19 protein-coding genes are annotated in these 17,235 nt (G+C 62.0%); 15 read left to right on the forward strand and 4 right to left on the reverse strand.

Going from position 1 to position 17,235, the window contains the following annotated elements:
• Positions 1-68: 68 nt before the first annotated feature.
• Positions 69-806, forward strand: coding sequence for a CoA transferase subunit A (locus BMG00_RS13930; protein ID WP_078574750.1), 738 nt, complete (start codon positions 69-71; stop codon positions 804-806).
• Positions 806-1,435 carry a CoA transferase subunit B gene (locus BMG00_RS13935; RefSeq protein WP_078529181.1) on the forward strand — a complete coding sequence of 210 codons (630 nt, stop codon included), beginning with the start codon at positions 806-808 and terminating at the stop codon, positions 1,433-1,435. The genes BMG00_RS13930 and BMG00_RS13935 overlap by 1 nt, the downstream gene beginning before the upstream one ends.
• 48 nt (positions 1,436-1,483) lie before the next feature.
• Here BMG00_RS13935 and BMG00_RS13940 read toward each other — a convergent pair whose 3' ends face one another.
• Positions 1,484-2,341 (reverse strand): lytic transglycosylase domain-containing protein, encoded by an 858-nt coding sequence (locus tag BMG00_RS13940; protein ID WP_078574751.1) that lies wholly within the window; start codon positions 2,339-2,341, stop codon positions 1,484-1,486.
• A 357-nt stretch (positions 2,342-2,698) separates the two neighbouring features.
• Between BMG00_RS13940 and BMG00_RS13945 the strand changes: the two genes are divergently transcribed.
• The 13 genes from BMG00_RS13945 (at position 2,699) to BMG00_RS14005 (ending at position 15,078) form a co-directional block, all read left to right on the forward strand.
• Positions 2,699-2,920 (forward strand): hypothetical protein, encoded by a 222-nt coding sequence (locus BMG00_RS13945; protein WP_078574752.1) that lies wholly within the window; start codon positions 2,699-2,701, stop codon positions 2,918-2,920.
• A 240-nt stretch (positions 2,921-3,160) separates the two neighbouring features.
• The gene (locus BMG00_RS13950) at positions 3,161-3,376 is read left to right on the forward strand and encodes a hypothetical protein (protein WP_169836814.1); all 216 of its coding nucleotides are present in this window, start codon (positions 3,161-3,163) and stop codon (positions 3,374-3,376) included.
• Positions 3,377-3,482: 106 nt separating this feature from the next.
• Positions 3,483-4,352 carry a Flp pilus assembly protein CpaB gene (gene cpaB / locus BMG00_RS13955; RefSeq protein WP_078574753.1) on the forward strand — a complete coding sequence of 290 codons (870 nt, stop codon included), beginning with the start codon at positions 3,483-3,485 and terminating at the stop codon, positions 4,350-4,352.
• Positions 4,353-4,565: 213 nt separating this feature from the next.
• Positions 4,566-5,990, forward strand: coding sequence for a type II and III secretion system protein family protein (locus BMG00_RS13960; RefSeq protein WP_078574754.1), 1,425 nt, complete (start codon positions 4,566-4,568; stop codon positions 5,988-5,990).
• Positions 5,991-5,995: 5 nt separating this feature from the next.
• Positions 5,996-6,664 carry an OmpA family protein gene (locus tag BMG00_RS13965; protein ID WP_078529171.1) on the forward strand — a complete coding sequence of 223 codons (669 nt, stop codon included), beginning with the start codon at positions 5,996-5,998 and terminating at the stop codon, positions 6,662-6,664.
• Between the two features lie 256 nt (positions 6,665-6,920).
• The gene (locus BMG00_RS13970; protein ID WP_078529169.1) at positions 6,921-8,180 is read left to right on the forward strand and encodes a CpaE/TadZ family protein; all 1,260 of its coding nucleotides are present in this window, start codon (positions 6,921-6,923) and stop codon (positions 8,178-8,180) included.
• A 20-nt stretch (positions 8,181-8,200) separates the two neighbouring features.
• The gene (locus BMG00_RS13975; RefSeq protein ID WP_078529167.1) at positions 8,201-9,646 is read left to right on the forward strand and encodes a TadA family conjugal transfer-associated ATPase; all 1,446 of its coding nucleotides are present in this window, start codon (positions 8,201-8,203) and stop codon (positions 9,644-9,646) included.
• A gap of 11 nt (positions 9,647-9,657) precedes the next feature.
• Positions 9,658-10,617, forward strand: a complete 960-nt coding sequence (locus BMG00_RS13980) for a type II secretion system F family protein (protein ID WP_078529165.1) — start codon at positions 9,658-9,660, stop codon at positions 10,615-10,617.
• A gap of 10 nt (positions 10,618-10,627) precedes the next feature.
• Positions 10,628-11,632, forward strand: coding sequence for a type II secretion system F family protein (locus BMG00_RS13985; protein WP_078529163.1), 1,005 nt, complete (start codon positions 10,628-10,630; stop codon positions 11,630-11,632).
• Positions 11,633-11,636: 4 nt separating this feature from the next.
• The gene (locus BMG00_RS13990; RefSeq protein WP_078529161.1) at positions 11,637-12,206 is read left to right on the forward strand and encodes a tetratricopeptide repeat protein; all 570 of its coding nucleotides are present in this window, start codon (positions 11,637-11,639) and stop codon (positions 12,204-12,206) included.
• Positions 12,207-12,232: 26 nt separating this feature from the next.
• The gene (locus BMG00_RS13995; RefSeq protein WP_078529159.1) at positions 12,233-13,105 is read left to right on the forward strand and encodes a tetratricopeptide repeat protein; all 873 of its coding nucleotides are present in this window, start codon (positions 12,233-12,235) and stop codon (positions 13,103-13,105) included.
• A gap of 4 nt (positions 13,106-13,109) precedes the next feature.
• Complete coding sequence (locus BMG00_RS14000; protein ID WP_078529157.1) at positions 13,110-13,610, forward strand: prepilin peptidase; 501 nt, start codon at positions 13,110-13,112, stop codon at positions 13,608-13,610.
• Positions 13,611-13,767: 157 nt separating this feature from the next.
• Entirely contained in the window at positions 13,768-15,078 is a 1,311-nt protein-coding gene (locus BMG00_RS14005) for an ATPase (RefSeq protein WP_078574755.1), read from the forward strand.
• Positions 15,079-15,081: 3 nt separating this feature from the next.
• On the opposite strand, the gene BMG00_RS14010 is transcribed toward BMG00_RS14005, so the two are convergent.
• The 3 genes from BMG00_RS14010 to BMG00_RS14020 all read right to left on the reverse strand — a co-directional run bounded on the left by BMG00_RS14010 (position 15,082) and on the right by BMG00_RS14020 (position 17,215).
• Entirely contained in the window at positions 15,082-15,897 is an 816-nt protein-coding gene (locus tag BMG00_RS14010; RefSeq protein ID WP_078574756.1) for a LytTR family DNA-binding domain-containing protein, read from the reverse strand.
• 113 nt (positions 15,898-16,010) lie between these two features.
• Positions 16,011-16,913 (reverse strand): bifunctional methylenetetrahydrofolate dehydrogenase/methenyltetrahydrofolate cyclohydrolase FolD, encoded by a 903-nt coding sequence (folD, locus tag BMG00_RS14015; RefSeq protein WP_078529151.1) that lies wholly within the window; start codon positions 16,911-16,913, stop codon positions 16,011-16,013.
• On the reverse strand, positions 16,910-17,215 hold the full coding sequence (locus tag BMG00_RS14020) for a chorismate mutase (RefSeq protein ID WP_078574757.1): 306 nt from the start codon (positions 17,213-17,215) through the stop codon (positions 16,910-16,912). Before BMG00_RS14020 ends, folD begins: the two co-directional genes overlap by 4 nt.
• Between the last annotated feature and the right edge of the window lie 20 nt (positions 17,216-17,235).

The following is a 17,235-nucleotide window of genomic DNA, read 5'->3' on the forward strand; positions in this document are numbered from 1 at the left end:
CGCATTGCAGCAATTGACTCCCCTCGCCCCGCGCGCCATCCTCGCGCGCATCTGAGCGGAGGACATTCATGAACAAGGTTTACGGTTCTGCGAAAGAGGCTCTCGACGGGCTTCTGTTCGACGGAATGCTGATCGCGGCCGGGGGCTTCGGGCTTTGCGGCATCCCTGAGCTTTGCATCGACGCGCTCGTCGAAAGCGGAGTGAAAGACATCACCATCGCGTCCAACAACTGTGGTGTGGACGGGTTCGGTCTGGGCAAGCTGCTCGACACGAAGCAGATCAAGAAGATGATGAGCTCCTATGTGGGCGAGAACGCGGAATTCATGCGCCAGTACCTTTCGGGCGAACTGGAGCTGGAATTCAACCCGCAGGGCACGCTGGCCGAGCGCATGCGCGCCGCCGGTCACGGCATCCCGGGCTTCTACACCAAGACCGGCGTGGGCACCGTGATCGCCGAGGGCAAGGAACATAAAGAGTTCAACGGCGAGACCTATATCCTCGAGGAAGGGATCTTCGCCGATGTCTCGATCGTCAAGGCGTGGAAAGCCGACGAGAGCGGCAACGCGATCTTCCGCAAGACCGCGCGCAACTTCAACCCGCCCGCGGCCATGTGCGGCAAGGTCTGCGTGATGGAGGTCGAGGAAATCGTACCGACCGGGTCGCTCGATCCCGACTGCATCCACCTGCCGGGCATCTATGTCCACCGTCTGATCCAGGGCGAGCACGAGAAGCGCATCGAACAGCGCACCGTGCGCCTGCGCAGCGATCACAGCAACACGCCTGCGGGCACGGGGGAGGAAGTCTGATGGCCTGGGACCGCAACCAGATGGCGGCACGCGCCGCCAAGGAACTTCAGGACGGCACCTATGTGAACCTCGGGATCGGTATCCCGACGCTCGTGCCGAACTTCATCCCCGAGGGCGTCACCGTGACGCTGCAATCGGAGAACGGCATGCTCGGCATGGGCCCCTTCCCCTATGAGGGCGAGGAAGACCCCGACCTGATCAACGCTGGCAAACAGACGATCACCGAACTGCCCCAGACCGCCTATTTCGACAGCGCGACCAGCTTCGGCATGATCCGCGGCGGCAAGATCGCGATGGCGATCCTGGGCGCGATGGAAGTGGCCGAGAATGGCGATCTGGCGAACTGGATGATCCCCGGCAAGCTCGTGAAGGGCATGGGCGGCGCGATGGATCTCGTGGCCGGTGTCGGCCGCGTCGTCGTCGTGATGGATCACACCAACAAGCATGGCGAGAGCAAGGTTCTCAAGGCCTGCACACTGCCGCTGACCGGCACGGGCGTCGTCAATCGCATCATCACCAATCTCGGTGTGCTCGATGTGGTCGAGGGCGGGCTGAAGCTCGTCGAACTGGCCGATGGCGTCACTGAGGAAGACCTGCGCGCTGCGACCGAGGCGACGATCGTCAACTGATCGACCCGGTTTCAGAATTGCGAAGGGCGGCTCTCGGGCCGCCCTTTTTCATCCCTTGATGCGGAACACGCAGCCATCCGTCATCAGCTGTGGTGGCGTCACACAGAGCCCGCGCGCCACGTTCCATGCGGCCAGAACCTTCGGCACGTAATCGCGGGTCTCGGCGAAGGGCGGTACGCCGTCGTTCTTCTTCACCGCGTTCTCGCCCGAGTTATAGGCCGCGATCACCATCAGCGGATCGCGGTTGAATTCCTTCATCAGCCAGTCGAGATAGGTCACCCCGCCTGCGATGTTCTGTGCCGGATCCTTGCTGTCGGCGACATCGAAGCGCTCGGCCGTCGCCGGGATCAGCTGCATCAGCCCGACCGCGCCGGCATGGCTGACGGCATCATGGCGACCACCGGATTCGACCGAGATCATGGCGAGCACCAGCGCGGGCGAAACCTCGGTGCCGATCGTCGATCTGAGAATATCCGTGCCATGCACCTTCGCGATCTTCGCCAGCGTCTCTAGCCGCGGTGCGCCCACCTGCGTGCCCTTCGGCCCCTGGGTGAGGGCTGCCAGAGCGAGGTCAAGCCGTCCTGCGCGATCTTCCAGACGCGGCGACACCTTGTTCCAATACCAAGCGTAATGCGCCGAGCGCACCGGCTTGTCCGCCCCCGCCGATCCTGTCGCAGCAGGTTTGCGCGTAACGGGCTGCCAGGGCTCCTTGGCCATGGCGGCAAGTTCACGCTTCTGCTCTTCGGGATCGATCTGGATGGTGATGAAGCGCTTCGTCCCCGGCGCGGGCGGTTTGATCGTCTTGGGCTTGAAAGTCGATGGCTCCGGCGCGGCGATCTCCGCCCAGCCCGGCACGGCCAATCCGGCCGACAATAGCGTCACGATGACTGCCCGTCTCAAGCGCATCCGCGCCACCTGCTCACTGCCTCTTGCGGTTCTGTCGTCCGCTTTGACGCCTTTATCCCCGAAATTCGTGCGATTTTCCAGAAAATCCGTGCGGGAATCCTCCGCGATTCGGGAATTGATTCGTATTTCTCGGTAGAAAAAGCGAAATCGAGCGTCGCCGGTTGATTTTTATATTTTTTATTTTCAATGACTTAATGGGAAAGCATCAGGCCTTGCCAATTTTCCTGAAATCGCCGCGCGCCTGCCCAAATCGCGCCACGATCCGGGGGCCTTATATGCTCATACCGCGAGACGGAGAACGGCAGTCAACGCCAACCAGAGACGCGGGGCAGAGAACCGAACCCAAGGAGAGACACCATGATGAAATTCTTCAAAATCAAGAAGTTCCACGACGAAGAAGACGGCGCTGTGACCGTTGACTGGGTTGTGCTGACCGCTGCTGTTGTTGGCCTCGGCGCCGCTGCGCTGGCTCTGGTCCGCACCAACACCAAGACCCTCGTGGACAAGATCGGCAACTACCTGTCGACGGCTGAAGTCGAAACCACCTTCGACAGCGGCACCACGACCACCACGCCGTAATCTGGCACGTGTTGTGAATGCAAGCGGGGCCGCACGTGAATGTGCGGCCCTTGCTCTTTTCAGGACACCAGCCGATCGAAGCGACGGGCTCTCCAGGGAACGTGATGGGCGCCACTAGCCCGAACGTTTCCCTTAACCAAGCCCGCAATCCGTTCGCGAAACTGTCAAAGTTTGGCCATTTTGATGGGCTACGTCTTTGAGAAATTGGGTCTGTATCAAATTGAGAGAGGACGCGAGACCATGATCAAATTCCTGCAGGCACTGCGCAACATGCGCAAGGATGACGACGGCGCGGTGACCGTCGACTGGGTCGTTCTGACCGCAGCCGTCGTTTCGTTCGGAATGCTCGTCGGTGCTGTTATCTGGGGCCAGACAGGTGGCCTCTCCAAAACCATCGCCGACTATCTCGGCACGACAGAGGTCGCGACGACCTTCGCTGCGGGCGAAAGCCTCTAAACGGAAACAATTTCCCCCACGACGCCATTTTATTGCCCTTTTTGCCTGCGATAGAGCATGTCACCCGCCGGCATTGTGTCCGGAATGAAAACGGAAGGAAAAGACGATGCGACTGATGTTCGCCCTGTTTCTCGTCGCCGGGATCGGCCTTGCCGTGGTGGCCGTGATCATGGCGCAAGGCCAGATCGCGCAGTTCCAGGCAGAGCGCGACCATCTTGTGGCGATGCAGAAGAACGCACCGCGCCTCGCCAATGTCGTCGTCGTCAAGAAGCCTCTCAAATACGGAGAGCGGTTCACCGCGCAGGATCTCGCGGTGATCAAGGTTCAGGCGAGCGCGCTGCCGCAAGGCACCTACTCGCAGATCGTTGCCAAAGCGGGCACGCCGGAAGCCGAAAAGGCGGTTTTCGTCGAGGGTGAAGCCCGCCCGCGCGCCACCATGCGGTCGCTTTCGGCCAATGAATATGTGCTGAGCTCGCGCGTGACCAAGCCCGGTACCGATGCCGGCATCCTTGCGAGCCTGCAACCCAACCGCCGTGCCTTCACCATCCAGGTCAACGTCGCCAGCGGCGTCTCGGGCTTCCTGCGCCCGGGCGATATGGTCGATGTCTACTGGTCGGGTGCGATCAATGACGAGCCGGTGACGAAGCTGATCGAAGCGAACCTGAAACTCATCGCAATTGACCAAAATGCCGATCCCGACCGCTCCGCCGAGACCCAGATCGCGCGCACCGTCACCGCCGAAGTCAGCCCCGAGCAGGTCGCGGCCCTCACGCTCGCGCAGAACACGGGACGCCTGACTCTCTCTCTCGTGGGCGCTCATGATACCGACCAGGTCGGCACGATCGAGATCGACCGCAACCAGCTCCTCGGGATCCAGAGAGAACAGGTTCGGCAGGTCGAAAAAGCCAAGGTCTGCACGATCAAGACCCGCAGAGGCAGCGAGATCATCGAAACGCCGATCCCCTGCACAAACTAAGCAAATGACACATTTTCAACTATTTGCACGGGGCCTCACGGGGCCCCGTTGCTCGTTTGCGACAGGTTTTCCACATCAAAAACTCTCGCCAATCCATTGATTATTGCAAAAAAACCGGTCTTGGGGCATGCTCCGCAAAACAATGGACGCAATCTGTCCCATAAGCAGGCAAAAAGACCTGTGGCGAGGCGTGATCGGAGAGGCAGGGTCACAATGAGACTGAAATCTATCGTAGGGGCCTGCCTTCTTGGCATGGCACTGAGCACCACAATATTCGCACCGGGGCACGCGGAAACGCTTCGAATAATGTCGGGCACCGCGCAGGCCCCCCTGCATGTTCCGATGAACCGCGCCGTCGTGGTGGAAAGCGACACCCCCTTTGCAGAGCTGTCGATCGCCAACCCCGGCATCGCGGACATCCAGACGCTTTCGGACCGCTCGATCTACGTGCTGGGCAAACTGCCCGGCCGCACGACGCTGACGATCCTCGGAGCGGACGGCAAGCTGATCTCGAACGTCGACGTGCAGGTCACGCCCGACGTGGCTGAGTTCAAGGAACGTCTCAAGCAAATCCTTCCGGGCGAGAATATCGACGTGCGGACCGCCAATGACGGGATCGTCCTTTCTGGCACCGTTTCCTCGGCACAAAAGCTCGATCGCGCGCTCGATCTGGCGAACCGCTACGCACCCGACCGGGTCTCGAACCTGATGATGGTCGCGGGAACCCAGCAGGTGATGCTGAAAGTGCGCTTCGCGGAAATGCAGCGCTCTGTCGCCAAGAGCCTCGCCTCCTCGCTCGCCGTTCGCGGCACGGGCGGCAACCTCTCGGGCATCGCCGCAACCGGGAACTACACCGCGACCGGTGCGGTTTCGGGCATGTTCGACAGCGGCACCGTTCCGATCGCAGGCGACAAGGGCGCGATCGGCCTGGGCTTCACCGCGGGCAACCTTCAATTCGCAGTGCTTCTGGAAGCCCTGGAATCGAAAGGCGTCGTGCGCACACTGGCCGAGCCGAACCTGACCGCGCTTTCCGGCCAGCAGGCGGATTTCCTCGCCGGTGGCGAATACCCGATCCCGGTGCTCAAGGACAACTCGGTCTCGATCCAGTACAAGCCCTTCGGCGTGGAACTGGCCTTCACCCCGCGCGTCGTGGATGGCGACGTGATCAACCTCGAGATCGCGGCTGCGGTCTCGGCGATCGACACCACCGTCTCGATGAGCCAGGGCGGCTTCACGGTCAACGCCTTCAAGAAACGCTCGACCTCGACCACCGTCGAGATGCGTGACGGCGAGAGCTTCGCGATCGCGGGCCTTCTGCAGGACGACTTCACCGATCTCAACGATCAGATCCCGTGGCTCGGCGATGTGCCGGTGCTGGGTGCGCTCTTCCGCTCTGCCGATTACCAGCGCAAGCAATCGGAGCTCGTGATTATCGTGACCCCGCATCTTGTGTCGCCGGTCAAGGGCGAGGCGCTTGCCCTGCCGACCGATCGTCTGAAACTGCCCACCGAGTCCGAACTCTTCCTCTATGGCAAGACCGCCGGAGGCCTGAGCGCGCCGACCAAGCCCACGAGGGGCCCGGCCGCCGAGGTCGCCAAGCAGGACTTCTCGGGCTCCTATGGCTACGTGATGGAGTGAGAGAGATGATGGGTCAGGCGAACAAGCTGCGCAGCTCGGCAATCCTTCTTACTGCGGCACTGGCGTTGGCCGGTTGCTCGGAAGGTGCCAAGATCCTCCATTCCGAAGCGGGCTCCAACATGGACGGCACCGCGAATTTCGGAGCCACCATCGCGCACAACACCGCGCTGATGAGCGGGGATGAGAGCTTCGCGATCAACATGACGCGCAAATTCGCGGCGGATGTGCCGAACACGGTCCATTTCGCTTTCAACTCCTCGGTGCTCGATGCTCAGGCGCAGCGCGTGCTGATGCTGCAAGCCGACTGGATCAGGCAATTCCCCGAGGTACGGTTCCGCGTCTACGGCCACACCGACCTTGTGGGCAGCAATGCCTATAACAAGGCCCTTGGCCTGCGTCGCGCCCGTACGGTGGTGAACTTCCTCGTCGCCCAGGGCATCTCGCGCTCGCGCCTCGAGGCGGTCGTTTCCTACGGCGAAACGCAGCCCCTGGTCTACACCCAAGCGCCGAACGAGCAGAATCGCCGGACGGTGACCGAGGTGTCCGGGATCGTGCGCGGTGGCAAAGCGATCCCGCTCGACGGAAAATATGCCCGCGTCGTCTATCGCGAGTATGTGCGCTCCGCCTCGGTGATGCCGCTGACGACGGTGAACGAAGGCACTCCGGGCGGCTAAGTCCCGAACGAGTGATCGCGGTTTCGCGACAATCGACATTAACAAACGGCGGGCTTGATAAACAAAGCCCGCCGTTTCTCTTTATCGTCGCTCAAAACCTCACAATTGAAACAGTCTGGCCCCAATCTCGCCCAGATTCCTGCCCAGATTGATCCCCGGCAGAAAAGGTGTGACGCCGAGTCATACTTGGCCTGCGGCGCATGAGAGGGCGCGATCCCCGGCGACCGTGGGCCCAGGAAACGAAGGACAGAGGCTAATGAGTGCAGCAGCAATGATGACGACAGAGCCGGCGCCAATCCAGGCCTGCACGGTTTCGCGCGACGTCTCGAATTTCGATCTGCTGATCGAGGATATGGAAACCGAGCTCGGCGAAAGCTGGGGGGACCTCACCTTTGACGAGGCTGTGATCTTTCTCGGACAACCCGACGCCTCGAAACTCGAATTCATCGCGATCGCCGTGGATGGTGAGGACGAGGACGAGCTCACCAAGATCTCGGGCATCATCACCGAGGCGAAGGAGCGCAATATCCGCGTCATCCTGATCGCCGAGGAAGTCAGCCCGATCGCCCTGCACCAGCTCCTGCGTCTCGGCGCGGATGATTTCGTGCCCTATCCGCTGCCCGAAGGCGCGCTGCACGATGCGATCGAGCGTCTGGGCCAGGCGGCGGTTCCCGACCTTCCGGTGCGCAGCCACGCGCCGGTGATGACCAATACCGGTGGCCGCGACGGTGTCGTGCTCGCAGTTCACGGGCTCTCGGGCGGCGTGGGCGCCACGACTTTCGCGGTCAACCTCGCTTGGGAACTCGCGACGGCCCATGACGGCAAGAAGAAGGAAACGCGCCCCTCCCCGCGCGTCTGCCTGCTCGATCTCGACCTGCAATTCGGCAGCACCGCCACCTATCTCGATCTGCCGCGCCGCGAATTGATCTACGAACTGCTCAGCGACACCGAGCACATGGATGGCGAAAGCTTCAAGCAGGCACTCCTGAGCTTCAACGACAAGGTGGACGTGCTCACCGCCCCCGCCGACATGCTTCCCCTCGACCTGATCTCGGGAGAAGACGTAGAGCGCCTGATCGACATGGCGCGGTCGCATTTCGACTTCGTCGTGATCGACATGCCCTCGACCGTCGTGAGCTGGACCGAGACCGTGCTCAACAAGGCACAGCTCTATTTCGGGCTTCTCGAAATGGACATGCGCTCGGCTCAGAACGTGTTGCGTCTGGTGCGGGCGCTCAAGGCCGAGGGCCTGCCGACCGAGAAGCTTCGCTACGTGCTCAACCGCGCGCCGAAATTTACCGACCTCAACGGAAAGGCTCGCGTGAAGCGCCTCGCCGAGAGCCTCGACATCTCGATCGAACTGATGATGTCGGATGGCGGCAAGCTCATCACCCAGGCGAATGACCATGGCCTGCCGCTGGCGCTGTCATCGCCGAAAATTCCGCTGCGCAAGGAAATCCAGAAACTCGCCGGCTCTCTCGTCGAACTTGGCGAGTCGATCGAAGTCGCGGCCTGAGCCGAAAGGACCCCGGACTGATGTTTTCGCGCTACAAGAAACAGCCCGCCAAACCCGGAAACGGCGCGGTCAGCACAGCCGCCGCGCCCGCAGCCCCGCCGCCGATCGACGCCGCGCCGAAGACGGCAGTGCATCGGAAGCCCTTGCCGCAAAAGGCTCCGGCTGACGCTGCCGCCGCCGACAAGGAGCGTAAGCGCAAGGAGCGGATGCAGGAACTCAAGGTCGAGCTGCACAAGCGCCTCCTTGAGAATCTCAACCTCGCCGCGCTCGAACATGCGTCCGAGAAAGAGCTGAAGACCGAGATCGCCGATATCACCGCCGAGGCGATGTCGGAGATGGCGGTTGCGCTCAACAGCCAGGACCGGCAGGCGCTGCATCAGGAACTCTATGACGAAGTGATGGGGCTCGGGCCTCTCGAGCCGCTTCTGAAGGACGAGACCGTGAACGATATTCTCGTGAACGGCCCCAACCAGATCTTCGTGGAACGCGCCGGCAAACTGCAACTGAGCGACATCACCTTCAAGGATGAGCGCCACCTGCTGCGCATCATCGACAAGATCGTGTCGGCCGTGGGTCGTCGCGTCGACGAATCGAACCCCTATGTCGACGCCCGTCTGGCCGATGGCTCTCGTTTCAACGCGATGGTGCCGCCGATCGCGGTCGATGGCTCGCTCGTCTCGATTCGTAAATTCAAGAAGGACAAGCTCGGGATCGACGATCTCGTGCAGTTCGGGGCCTTCACCGAGGAAATGGCCGCCTATCTTCAGGCCGCCGTCGCCACCCGCCTCAACGTGATCGTCTCGGGCGGGACGGGCTCGGGTAAGACGACGACGCTCAACGCGCTGTCGAGCTTCATCGACAACTCCGAACGCATCCTGACGATCGAGGACACAGCGGAACTTCAGCTTCAGCAGACCCATGTGGGCCGGATGGAAAGCCGCCCGCCGAACGTCGAAGGCAAGGGAGCGGTCACTCAGCGCGACTGTCTTCGCAACGCGCTGCGGATGCGTCCCGACCGTATCATCGTCGGCGAAACGCGCGGCGAGGAAGTCATCGACATGCTTCAGGCCATGAACACCGGCCACGACGGCTCGATGACCACCATTCACGCGAACTCCGCGCGCGACGGTATCGCACGTCTGGAGAACATGATCTCGATGGCCGGGATCGAAATGCCGATGAAGGCGATGCGCTCGCAGATCGCCTCGGCTGTGAACCTGATCGTGCAGGCCTCGCGTCTGCAGGACGGCTCGCGCCGCATGGTCTCGATCACCGAGATCACCGGCATGGAAGGCGACGTGATCTCGATGCAGGAAGTGTTCCGCTACGAGCGTCTGGGCCTTGCCCCTGACGGAAAGATCATCGGTCGCTTCACCGCGACCGGCGTGCGCTCGCATTATTCCGATCGCTTCCGCCAGTGGGGCTATGACCTGCCGGCCTCGATCTACGAACCCGTGCAGGACTAAGGAGACACCAAATGGCGACGCCCGTCATCTACCTGCTGATCTTCATCGCAGTCCTGCTGCTGGTCGAGGGCATGTACTTGCTCTTCTTCGGCAAGTCGATCTCGCTCAACAAGCGCGTGAACCGCCGCCTCGAAATGCTCAACAAGGGCGAGCGACGCGAGGAAGTGCTCGAACGCCTCCGCAAGGAAGCGACGCAGCACACCGAGGCCCGGACCATCCCTCTTTATTCGCTGCTCGCGACCAAGGCTCAGAAAGCCAATATCGCCTTCTCGCCCATCGCGCTGATCGCGATCATGGCGTTTGCCAGCTTCGTCGCCTTCGTGGCGCTCAGCCTGACCTCGGAGGCAGGCATCTATATCCGCATCGCGCTCGCGCTCGGAATGGGTGTCGGCGGTGTCTATTTCTGGGTGAACAACAAGGCCAAGAAGCGCATGGCGCTGATGGAAGAGCAACTGCCCGATGCGGTGGAACTGATGGTGCGCAGCTTGCGCGTCGGTCACCCGCTGGCGTCCGCGATCCAGGCTGTTGCGCGCGAGATCCCCGATCCGCTGGGCTCCGAATTCGGCATCATCGCCGACGAGGCCGCCTATGGCCGTAACGTCTCCGAGGCGATCTCGGAAATGGCCGAGCGCCTCGATATGCAGGACATGCGCTTCCTCGCGGTGTCGGTCTCGATCCAGCAGACCTCGGGCGGCAACCTCGCAGAGGTGCTCGATGGCCTCTCGAAGGTGATCCGGTCGCGCTTCCGCCTGTTCCGCCGGGTGAGCGCCATCACTGCAGAACCGCGCTGGTCGGGCATCTTCCTGTCGGCCTTCCCGATTGCGGTGCTCGTGATCATCCAGGTCATCTCGCCGCATTATTACGACGACGTGAAAGAAACGACGGCTTTCATTCCCGCCGCCATCGTCGTCTTCGCCCTGCTCGGCGCGAACATGATCTTCATGAAGGTCATGACAACCATCAAGGTTTGAGGAGTCTTTCATGGATCTCTCCGCCATCAACACCCTGCTGATCGATACGCTTGGGCCGATGGGTCCGATGATCGCGCTCGCCGGTCTGGGCTTTCTGTTCGTGCTGGCCGCGCTTCCGGCGCTGCTGAAAAAGCGCGCCGACCCGCTTGAGCGTCTGCGCGGGGGCGCGCCGCGTCACCACCAGCAAAGTCAGGCGAAGAACGAAGGGAACCGCCAGAAACTGCGCGATGGCAGTTCGGACAAGCTCGAGAAATATGCCGCCTTCCTCGAGCCCAAGAATGCCGACGAGATGTCGGAATCGAAGAAATGGCTCCAGAGCGCCGGCTATCGCGGAACCAATGCCGTGCGAACCTTCCACGCGATCCAGTTCGCAATGGGGCTGGGGCTGCTCACGCTTGGTTCGCTCTATGTGGTGATCACCAACACGACCGCCCCCGAGGGTCAGCAAATGGGCACGATCGGTACGATCATGGCCGTGCTGCTGCCCGGCGCGATCGGTTACTACGCTCCGAAATACTGGGTCAACAAGCGCGTCAAGGCGCGCACCGCCGAGATCCAGAACGGCTTTCCCGACGCGCTCGACATGCTGCTCGTCTGCGTGGAAGCCGGTCAGTCGCTCGACCAGGGGATCATCCGCGTCTCCAAGGAACTGCACAATTCCTACCCCTCGCTGGCCGAGGAATTCGCGATGGTCGCCCATGAGATCAAGGCCGGCCTGAACAAATCCGACGTGCTGCGTCGCTTCGGCGAGCGTTCGGGGGTGGCCGATGTCGCGAGCTTCGTGACCGTGATGATCCAGTCGCAGCAATTCGGCACCTCGATCGCCGAGGCGCTGCGCCTCTATGCCGCCGACATGCGCGACAAGCGGATCATGCGCGCCGAAGAGGCCGCCAACAAGATCCCGACCAAGATGACGCTCGGCACGATGATGTTCACGGTGCCGCCTCTCCTGATCATCCTTGTCGGCCCCTCGATCCATGATATGCTTGAGAACTTCAAGAATATGGGCATGTAACCCGATGATCCGACCGCGACGCGGCCATCTCTGGGCCGCTCTGCTCCTGCTGAGCCAGGCCGCTTGTTCCACAGGCGGCCTTTCGGCTGAGAAAGGCGGTCTCTTCGCACCCGGCGCCAAGCCCGATGCAAAGGCTGTCGACGGGCTTCTCGTCGGCCATCGTCTGATGGAAGCGGGCGAGTACGAGCTTGCCCTCGAAGCCTATTACCGGGCCGCGGCCGAACATGGCGCGACGGCGGAAGTGCTGTCGGGGATCGGTTCGGCCGATCTGAAACTGGGCCGTCTCAACCAGGCCGAACAGATGCTGCGCCGCGCGATCGAACAGGACGAAACCTTCGTTCCCGCGTGGAACAATCTCGGCGTGGTGCTGATGGAGCGCGGTAAATATGCCGAGGCCTCGCGCGTCTTCCAGACCGCCTTCGCGCTCGACAGTGGCCAATCGGACTCGATCCGGCAAAACCTGCGACTGGCGCTCGCAAAATTGGAAAAACCGGGTTACTCTGCTCCGCAGGACAGTCAGTTCAAGCTCGTCAGGAAGGGTGCCGGTGAATACCTGCTTCTGACGCAGCACTGAGGCTCGAGCAAAAAGGACGCAGCAATATGCGCCACCCGATCTTTCTGGCAGCCCTCGCGGGCTGTGCGATGACTCTCTCCGGCTGCATGGGCAACAGCAGCGATGCCGAGGTCGCCCGCGCGATGAAAAGCGTGAACGCGGTCGACGAGTCGAACCTTTCCGACATCATGCTGACCGTGGGCGATCCTGACGAAGCCGTCGCCTATTTCCAGCGCACCGCCGCCGAGAACCCCGATCGGATCGACATCCGCCGCGGCCTTGCGAAGTCTCTGGTGCGCGCCGACAAGCCGGTACAGGCAGTGAAGGCATGGGAACAGGTACTCGCCCTGCCGGGCGCGACGAATGATGATCGGGTCTCGATGGCCGATGCCCAGATCCGCGCCAATGACTGGGCCGGGGCGAAGAAGACGCTCAGTTCGATCCCGCCCACGCACGAAACCTACGACCGCTACCGCCTCGAGGCTATGGTCGCCGACAGCGAGAAACAATGGAACAAGGCCGACAGCTTCTATGAGACCGCCTCCGGTCTGACCACCAAACCTTCGGGCATCTACAACAACTGGGGCTTCTCGAAGCTGACGCGCGGCGATGCCGCCGGGGCAGAAAAGCTCTTCAAGGAAGCGCTGACCTACGATCCGCATCGCTTCACCACGAAGAACAACCTCGTGCTCGCCCGCGCAAGCCAGGGCAAATACGAGCTGCCGGTGATCGAGATGACCCAGGCGGAACGCGCGCAGCTGCTCTACACGGCGGCGCTCGCGGCGATCAAGCGTGGCGACGTCACCATGGGCAAGTCGCTGCTTCAGGATGCAATCGACACCAACCCGCAATATTTCGCCGAGGCGGACCGCGCCCTCAAGGCGCTTGATGCCGGGCCCGGGGCGACGGTGAAAGGCTGACGCAATGCTCGGTCTTTCCCCGCAGCTTGCGGCACTGGTTTTCTTGGTGCTGATCACCCCGGTCTGTGCCTGGGTGGTCTTTACCGATCTGAAATTCATGAAGATCCGCAACAAGGCGGTGATGGCGCTTCTGGTCATCTTCGCGCTGGCGGGTCCGCTGCTGCTGCCGCTCGATGTCTACGCCTGGCGGTGGAGCCATGCGGTCGTGGTCTTCCTCGTGGGTTTCATCCTGAACCAGATCGCGCATTTCGGCGCGGGAGACGCGAAATTCGCGGCCGCAGCCGCCCCCTATTTCGCCCATGACGCCTTCCATATCGAACTGACGATGCTGCTCTTGTGCGCCTTCCTGCTCTCGGCCTTCACCGCACATCGCATCATGCGGGCGATTCCGGCGGTGGTGAACGCGACGCCTGACTGGGTCAGCTGGAAGCGCAAGGATTTCCCGATGGGCCTCGCGTTGGTCGGCACGCTCTGGGCCTATCTGCTGATCGTCGCTCTGTCCTGATTTCCGCAACAATTGTTCTCAGGTCGGTGCGCGCTTCGCGCCGATTGCGCTGTTTTTCCCATTTTTGGCCACAATCCGGGGCCATATTGGTTGGGACCACGTCTTCAGGCCCCGGCTTTTTCCAGTCCGGGACGAGCAGCCAAGAGGAAACCGCCCGATGAATATGATGGCCGCGAACGTCATCGCTCCGCCGCTTCCCCGGTCGCTGGACGATACGGGTATCAACCTCGTCATGATGCGGGATATCCTGCTCAAGACGATGTTCCGGACCAATACGGACACGGCCTCGGCGCTGTCGAAACTGATCTGTATTCCGATCACGCTGACGCAGGAACTGATCGACATCTGCCGCAAGCAGGGTCTTGTCGAGGCAATGGGCACGCTTCATGCGAACTCGGGCGGCGAGATGGGCTTCCAGCTGTCGGATACCGGGAAGGCGCGCGCGCTCGATGCGCTCAGCCAGTCGGAATATTACGGCGCGATGCCGGTGCCGCTGACCGTCTATCGCGAGCAGGTGAAGCGGCAGTCGATCCGCAACATCCAGCTGACCCGCCAGCAGCTTCTGGGCGCGATGGGGCACCTCATCCTGCCGCCCACGCTGATCGACCAGCTTGGTCCGGCGGTCTCCTCGGGGCGCTCGATCCTGATGTACGGCCCGCCCGGCAACGGGAAATCCTCGATCTCGAACGGCATCCGCGACGCGATCGGCGACAACATCTATATCCCCCGCGCGATCGAATATGCCGGTCAGGTCATCACCGTCTTCGACCCGATCGTTCACACCCCCGCGCCGCTGCCCGAGGAAGATCCGACCGCACTGCGCAAACGCGGCGTGCAGTTCGACACCCGCTATGTCTATTGCGAGCGCCCGACCGTGATCACCGGCGGTGAATTGTCGCTCGACATGCTCGATCTGAAATACAACAAGACCGCGCGCACCTATACCGCACCTCTCCAGCTGAAAAGCTCGGGCGGCGTGTTCATCGTGGACGACCTTGGCCGTCAGGCAGAACCGCCGCAGAAACTGGTGAACCGCTGGATCGTTCCGCTCGAGGAAAACCGCGACATTCTCTCGCTGCAATCGGGGGAAAAATTCGAGGTCCCCTTCGACACGCTGGTGATCTTCTCGACCAACTTCCACCCGAACGAGATCTTCGATAAGGCGGCGCTGCGTCGTATCTTCTTCAAGATCAAGATCGACGGTCCCGATCAGGCGGGCTTTCTCAAGATCTTCCAGATGGTCGCGAAGAAGCGCCAGATGCCGCTCGACGAAAAGGCGCTGCTGCATCTGCTCAAGGTGAAATACCCGACGATCGACAATATCTATGCGAACTATCAGCCGATCTTCCTGATCGACCAGATGATCTCGATCTGCGAGTTCGAGGGAATTCCCAACCAGATGACTCCCGAACTGGTGGACCGCGCATGGATGAACATGTTCGTGAAGGACGAGGCGATCGTCCACTAAGCCTTACTGGGCCGCGATGCTTTCGTCGAAGGCGGGGAAATTCTCCGCCTCGACCTGTGCCTGATAGGTGCGCGAAACGGGCACCTCTTCTCCGTCGGCCATCACCAGAAACGTCTTGCCCCGCGCGCGACGGATCGCGCGCACGCCCGTCTGCGCCACCCAATGCGAGCGATGCACCTGCAGACCGGGGGTTCCCTCCGTCTCGGCGATCGCATCGGCGAGGCGCATCAGAAGGCTCGCCTGTCCGGCCTCGGTCACCACATCCACGTAGTGATCGCAGACCGAGAGCCGGATCAGCGGCGCACGCAGCGTTGGCTCGACCCGATCAAGGAGGCGTGGAGCGGGGTCGGGCTCGGGCGGCCGAGCGGGGATGACGCGTTCAACCGCTTTGCGACGCGACCGCCCTTGCAACGGCGCCATCCGCCGCCGCAGGACCGAATTCGCCATCGACAATCCGAAGATATAGCCCAACATGTGGAGCACCCCGAGGTCCGGCAACTCGGGGTCATTCGCGAGCCAAGCGGTGATCTGGAAAATCGGTCCGGCAAGCACGAGCGCCGCAAGCGATGCGACCACCAGCGCCTCTAGCCAGAAAACCCGCAACCTGAACCTGCGCCGCACGAAGATGCGAATTGCGGTACCGATCAGGATCGCCATCCCTACCACCAGCGGCCAGTAGAGAAGACGCCCGCCGAAGCTCATCCCCTCAAGCGAGCCGAAGGGTCCAGCGATGACGCCGAAGGCGGACGCAACGAGCCAGATCACCGGCAATGCCGGGATCTTCAATGCCCGCAAGTAAATCCGCCAGAATTCGGACATGCCGACTTCCCTGAAATCCCGTTACGAAAGAGGTAGCGCAAGGCACCGCTTCGACGCAACGAAAAGGGTCGCGGATTTCTTCTAACGTAAGGGAAACCTTACCTAATTTTAAATTAGGCGGTCAGACCTTCGGGCTCTGGAAGGTTATTCGCACGGCAGCAGGCGGTCACAGTGTTTGCCAGAAGGCATGCGATCGTCATCGGACCGACCCCCCCGGGCACCGGGGTGATCGCGCCCGCGACCTGCGCCGCGCTGTCAAACTCCACATCGCCGACGAGTCGCGTCTTGCCCTCGCCCTTCTCGGGGGCGGGGATGCGGTTGATGCCGACGTCGATCACGGTCGCACCGGGCTTGACCCAGTCGCCGGGGATCATCTGCGGACGGCCCACCGCGGCGACGAGGATGTCCGCGCGGCGGCAGACATCGGCGAGATCCTTGGTGCGGCTATGCGCGATGGTTACCGTGCAGCTGTCGCGCAGCAGAAGTTGCGCCATGGGCTTGCCGACGATATTCGAGCGGCCCACGACCACCGCGTTCAGCCCCGAGAGCGAACCGTGATGGTCGCGCAGCATCATCAGGCAGCCGAGCGGCGTACAGGGCACCATCGCCTTCTGCCCGGTGCCGAGAAGGCCGACATTGAGGATATGGAACCCATCCACGTCCTTGTCAGGGGTGATCGCGTTGATCACCTTTTCCTCGTCGATATGTTGAGGCAGCGGCAGCTGCACGAGAATGCCGTGCACCGCCGGATCGGCGTTGAGTTGCTTTACCAGCGCCAGGAGATCGGCCTCGGGCGTATCCTCGGGCAGCTTGTGCTCGTAGGAGTTCATCCCCGCTTCCAGCGTCTGTTTGCCCTTGTTGCGGACATAGACTTCGGAGGCCGGGTCGTCGCCCACCAGCACCACGGCGAGGCCCGGGGTGATGCCATGAACTTCCTTCAGGCGGCTGACATGGCCCGCCACCTTCTCGCGCACCTCGGCTGCGAAGGCTTTCCCGTCGATGATCTTGGCGCTCATGCCTGATCTCCCTTGCCCAGAACTTTCTCTTCCTGCGCGATGAAATGCTCGATCATCTCACGCCACAGACGCTCGGCGAGCCCGGTGTCGAGACCGGCGACCTCCGCCTTGGCGACCACTTTCGCGACGACGTCCTCGACCCGGTCGGGAATGCGTGCGGGCCAGCCATTGCCCTGCTTGAGCTCTGCCGCGCGCTCGATCAGTCGCGCGCGCGCCGCGAGCATCTCGACCAGTTCGCGGTCGAGCGCGTCTATCTCGACGCGCAGCTCCTCCATCGTGTGCAGCTCAGATGGGGCTTTCATCGGCAAGGCTCCTGAGAAAC

Origin of the sequence: Thioclava marina (assembly GCF_002020135.1) — a bacterium.
Lineage (GTDB): Bacteria > Pseudomonadota > Alphaproteobacteria > Rhodobacterales > Rhodobacteraceae > Thioclava > Thioclava marina.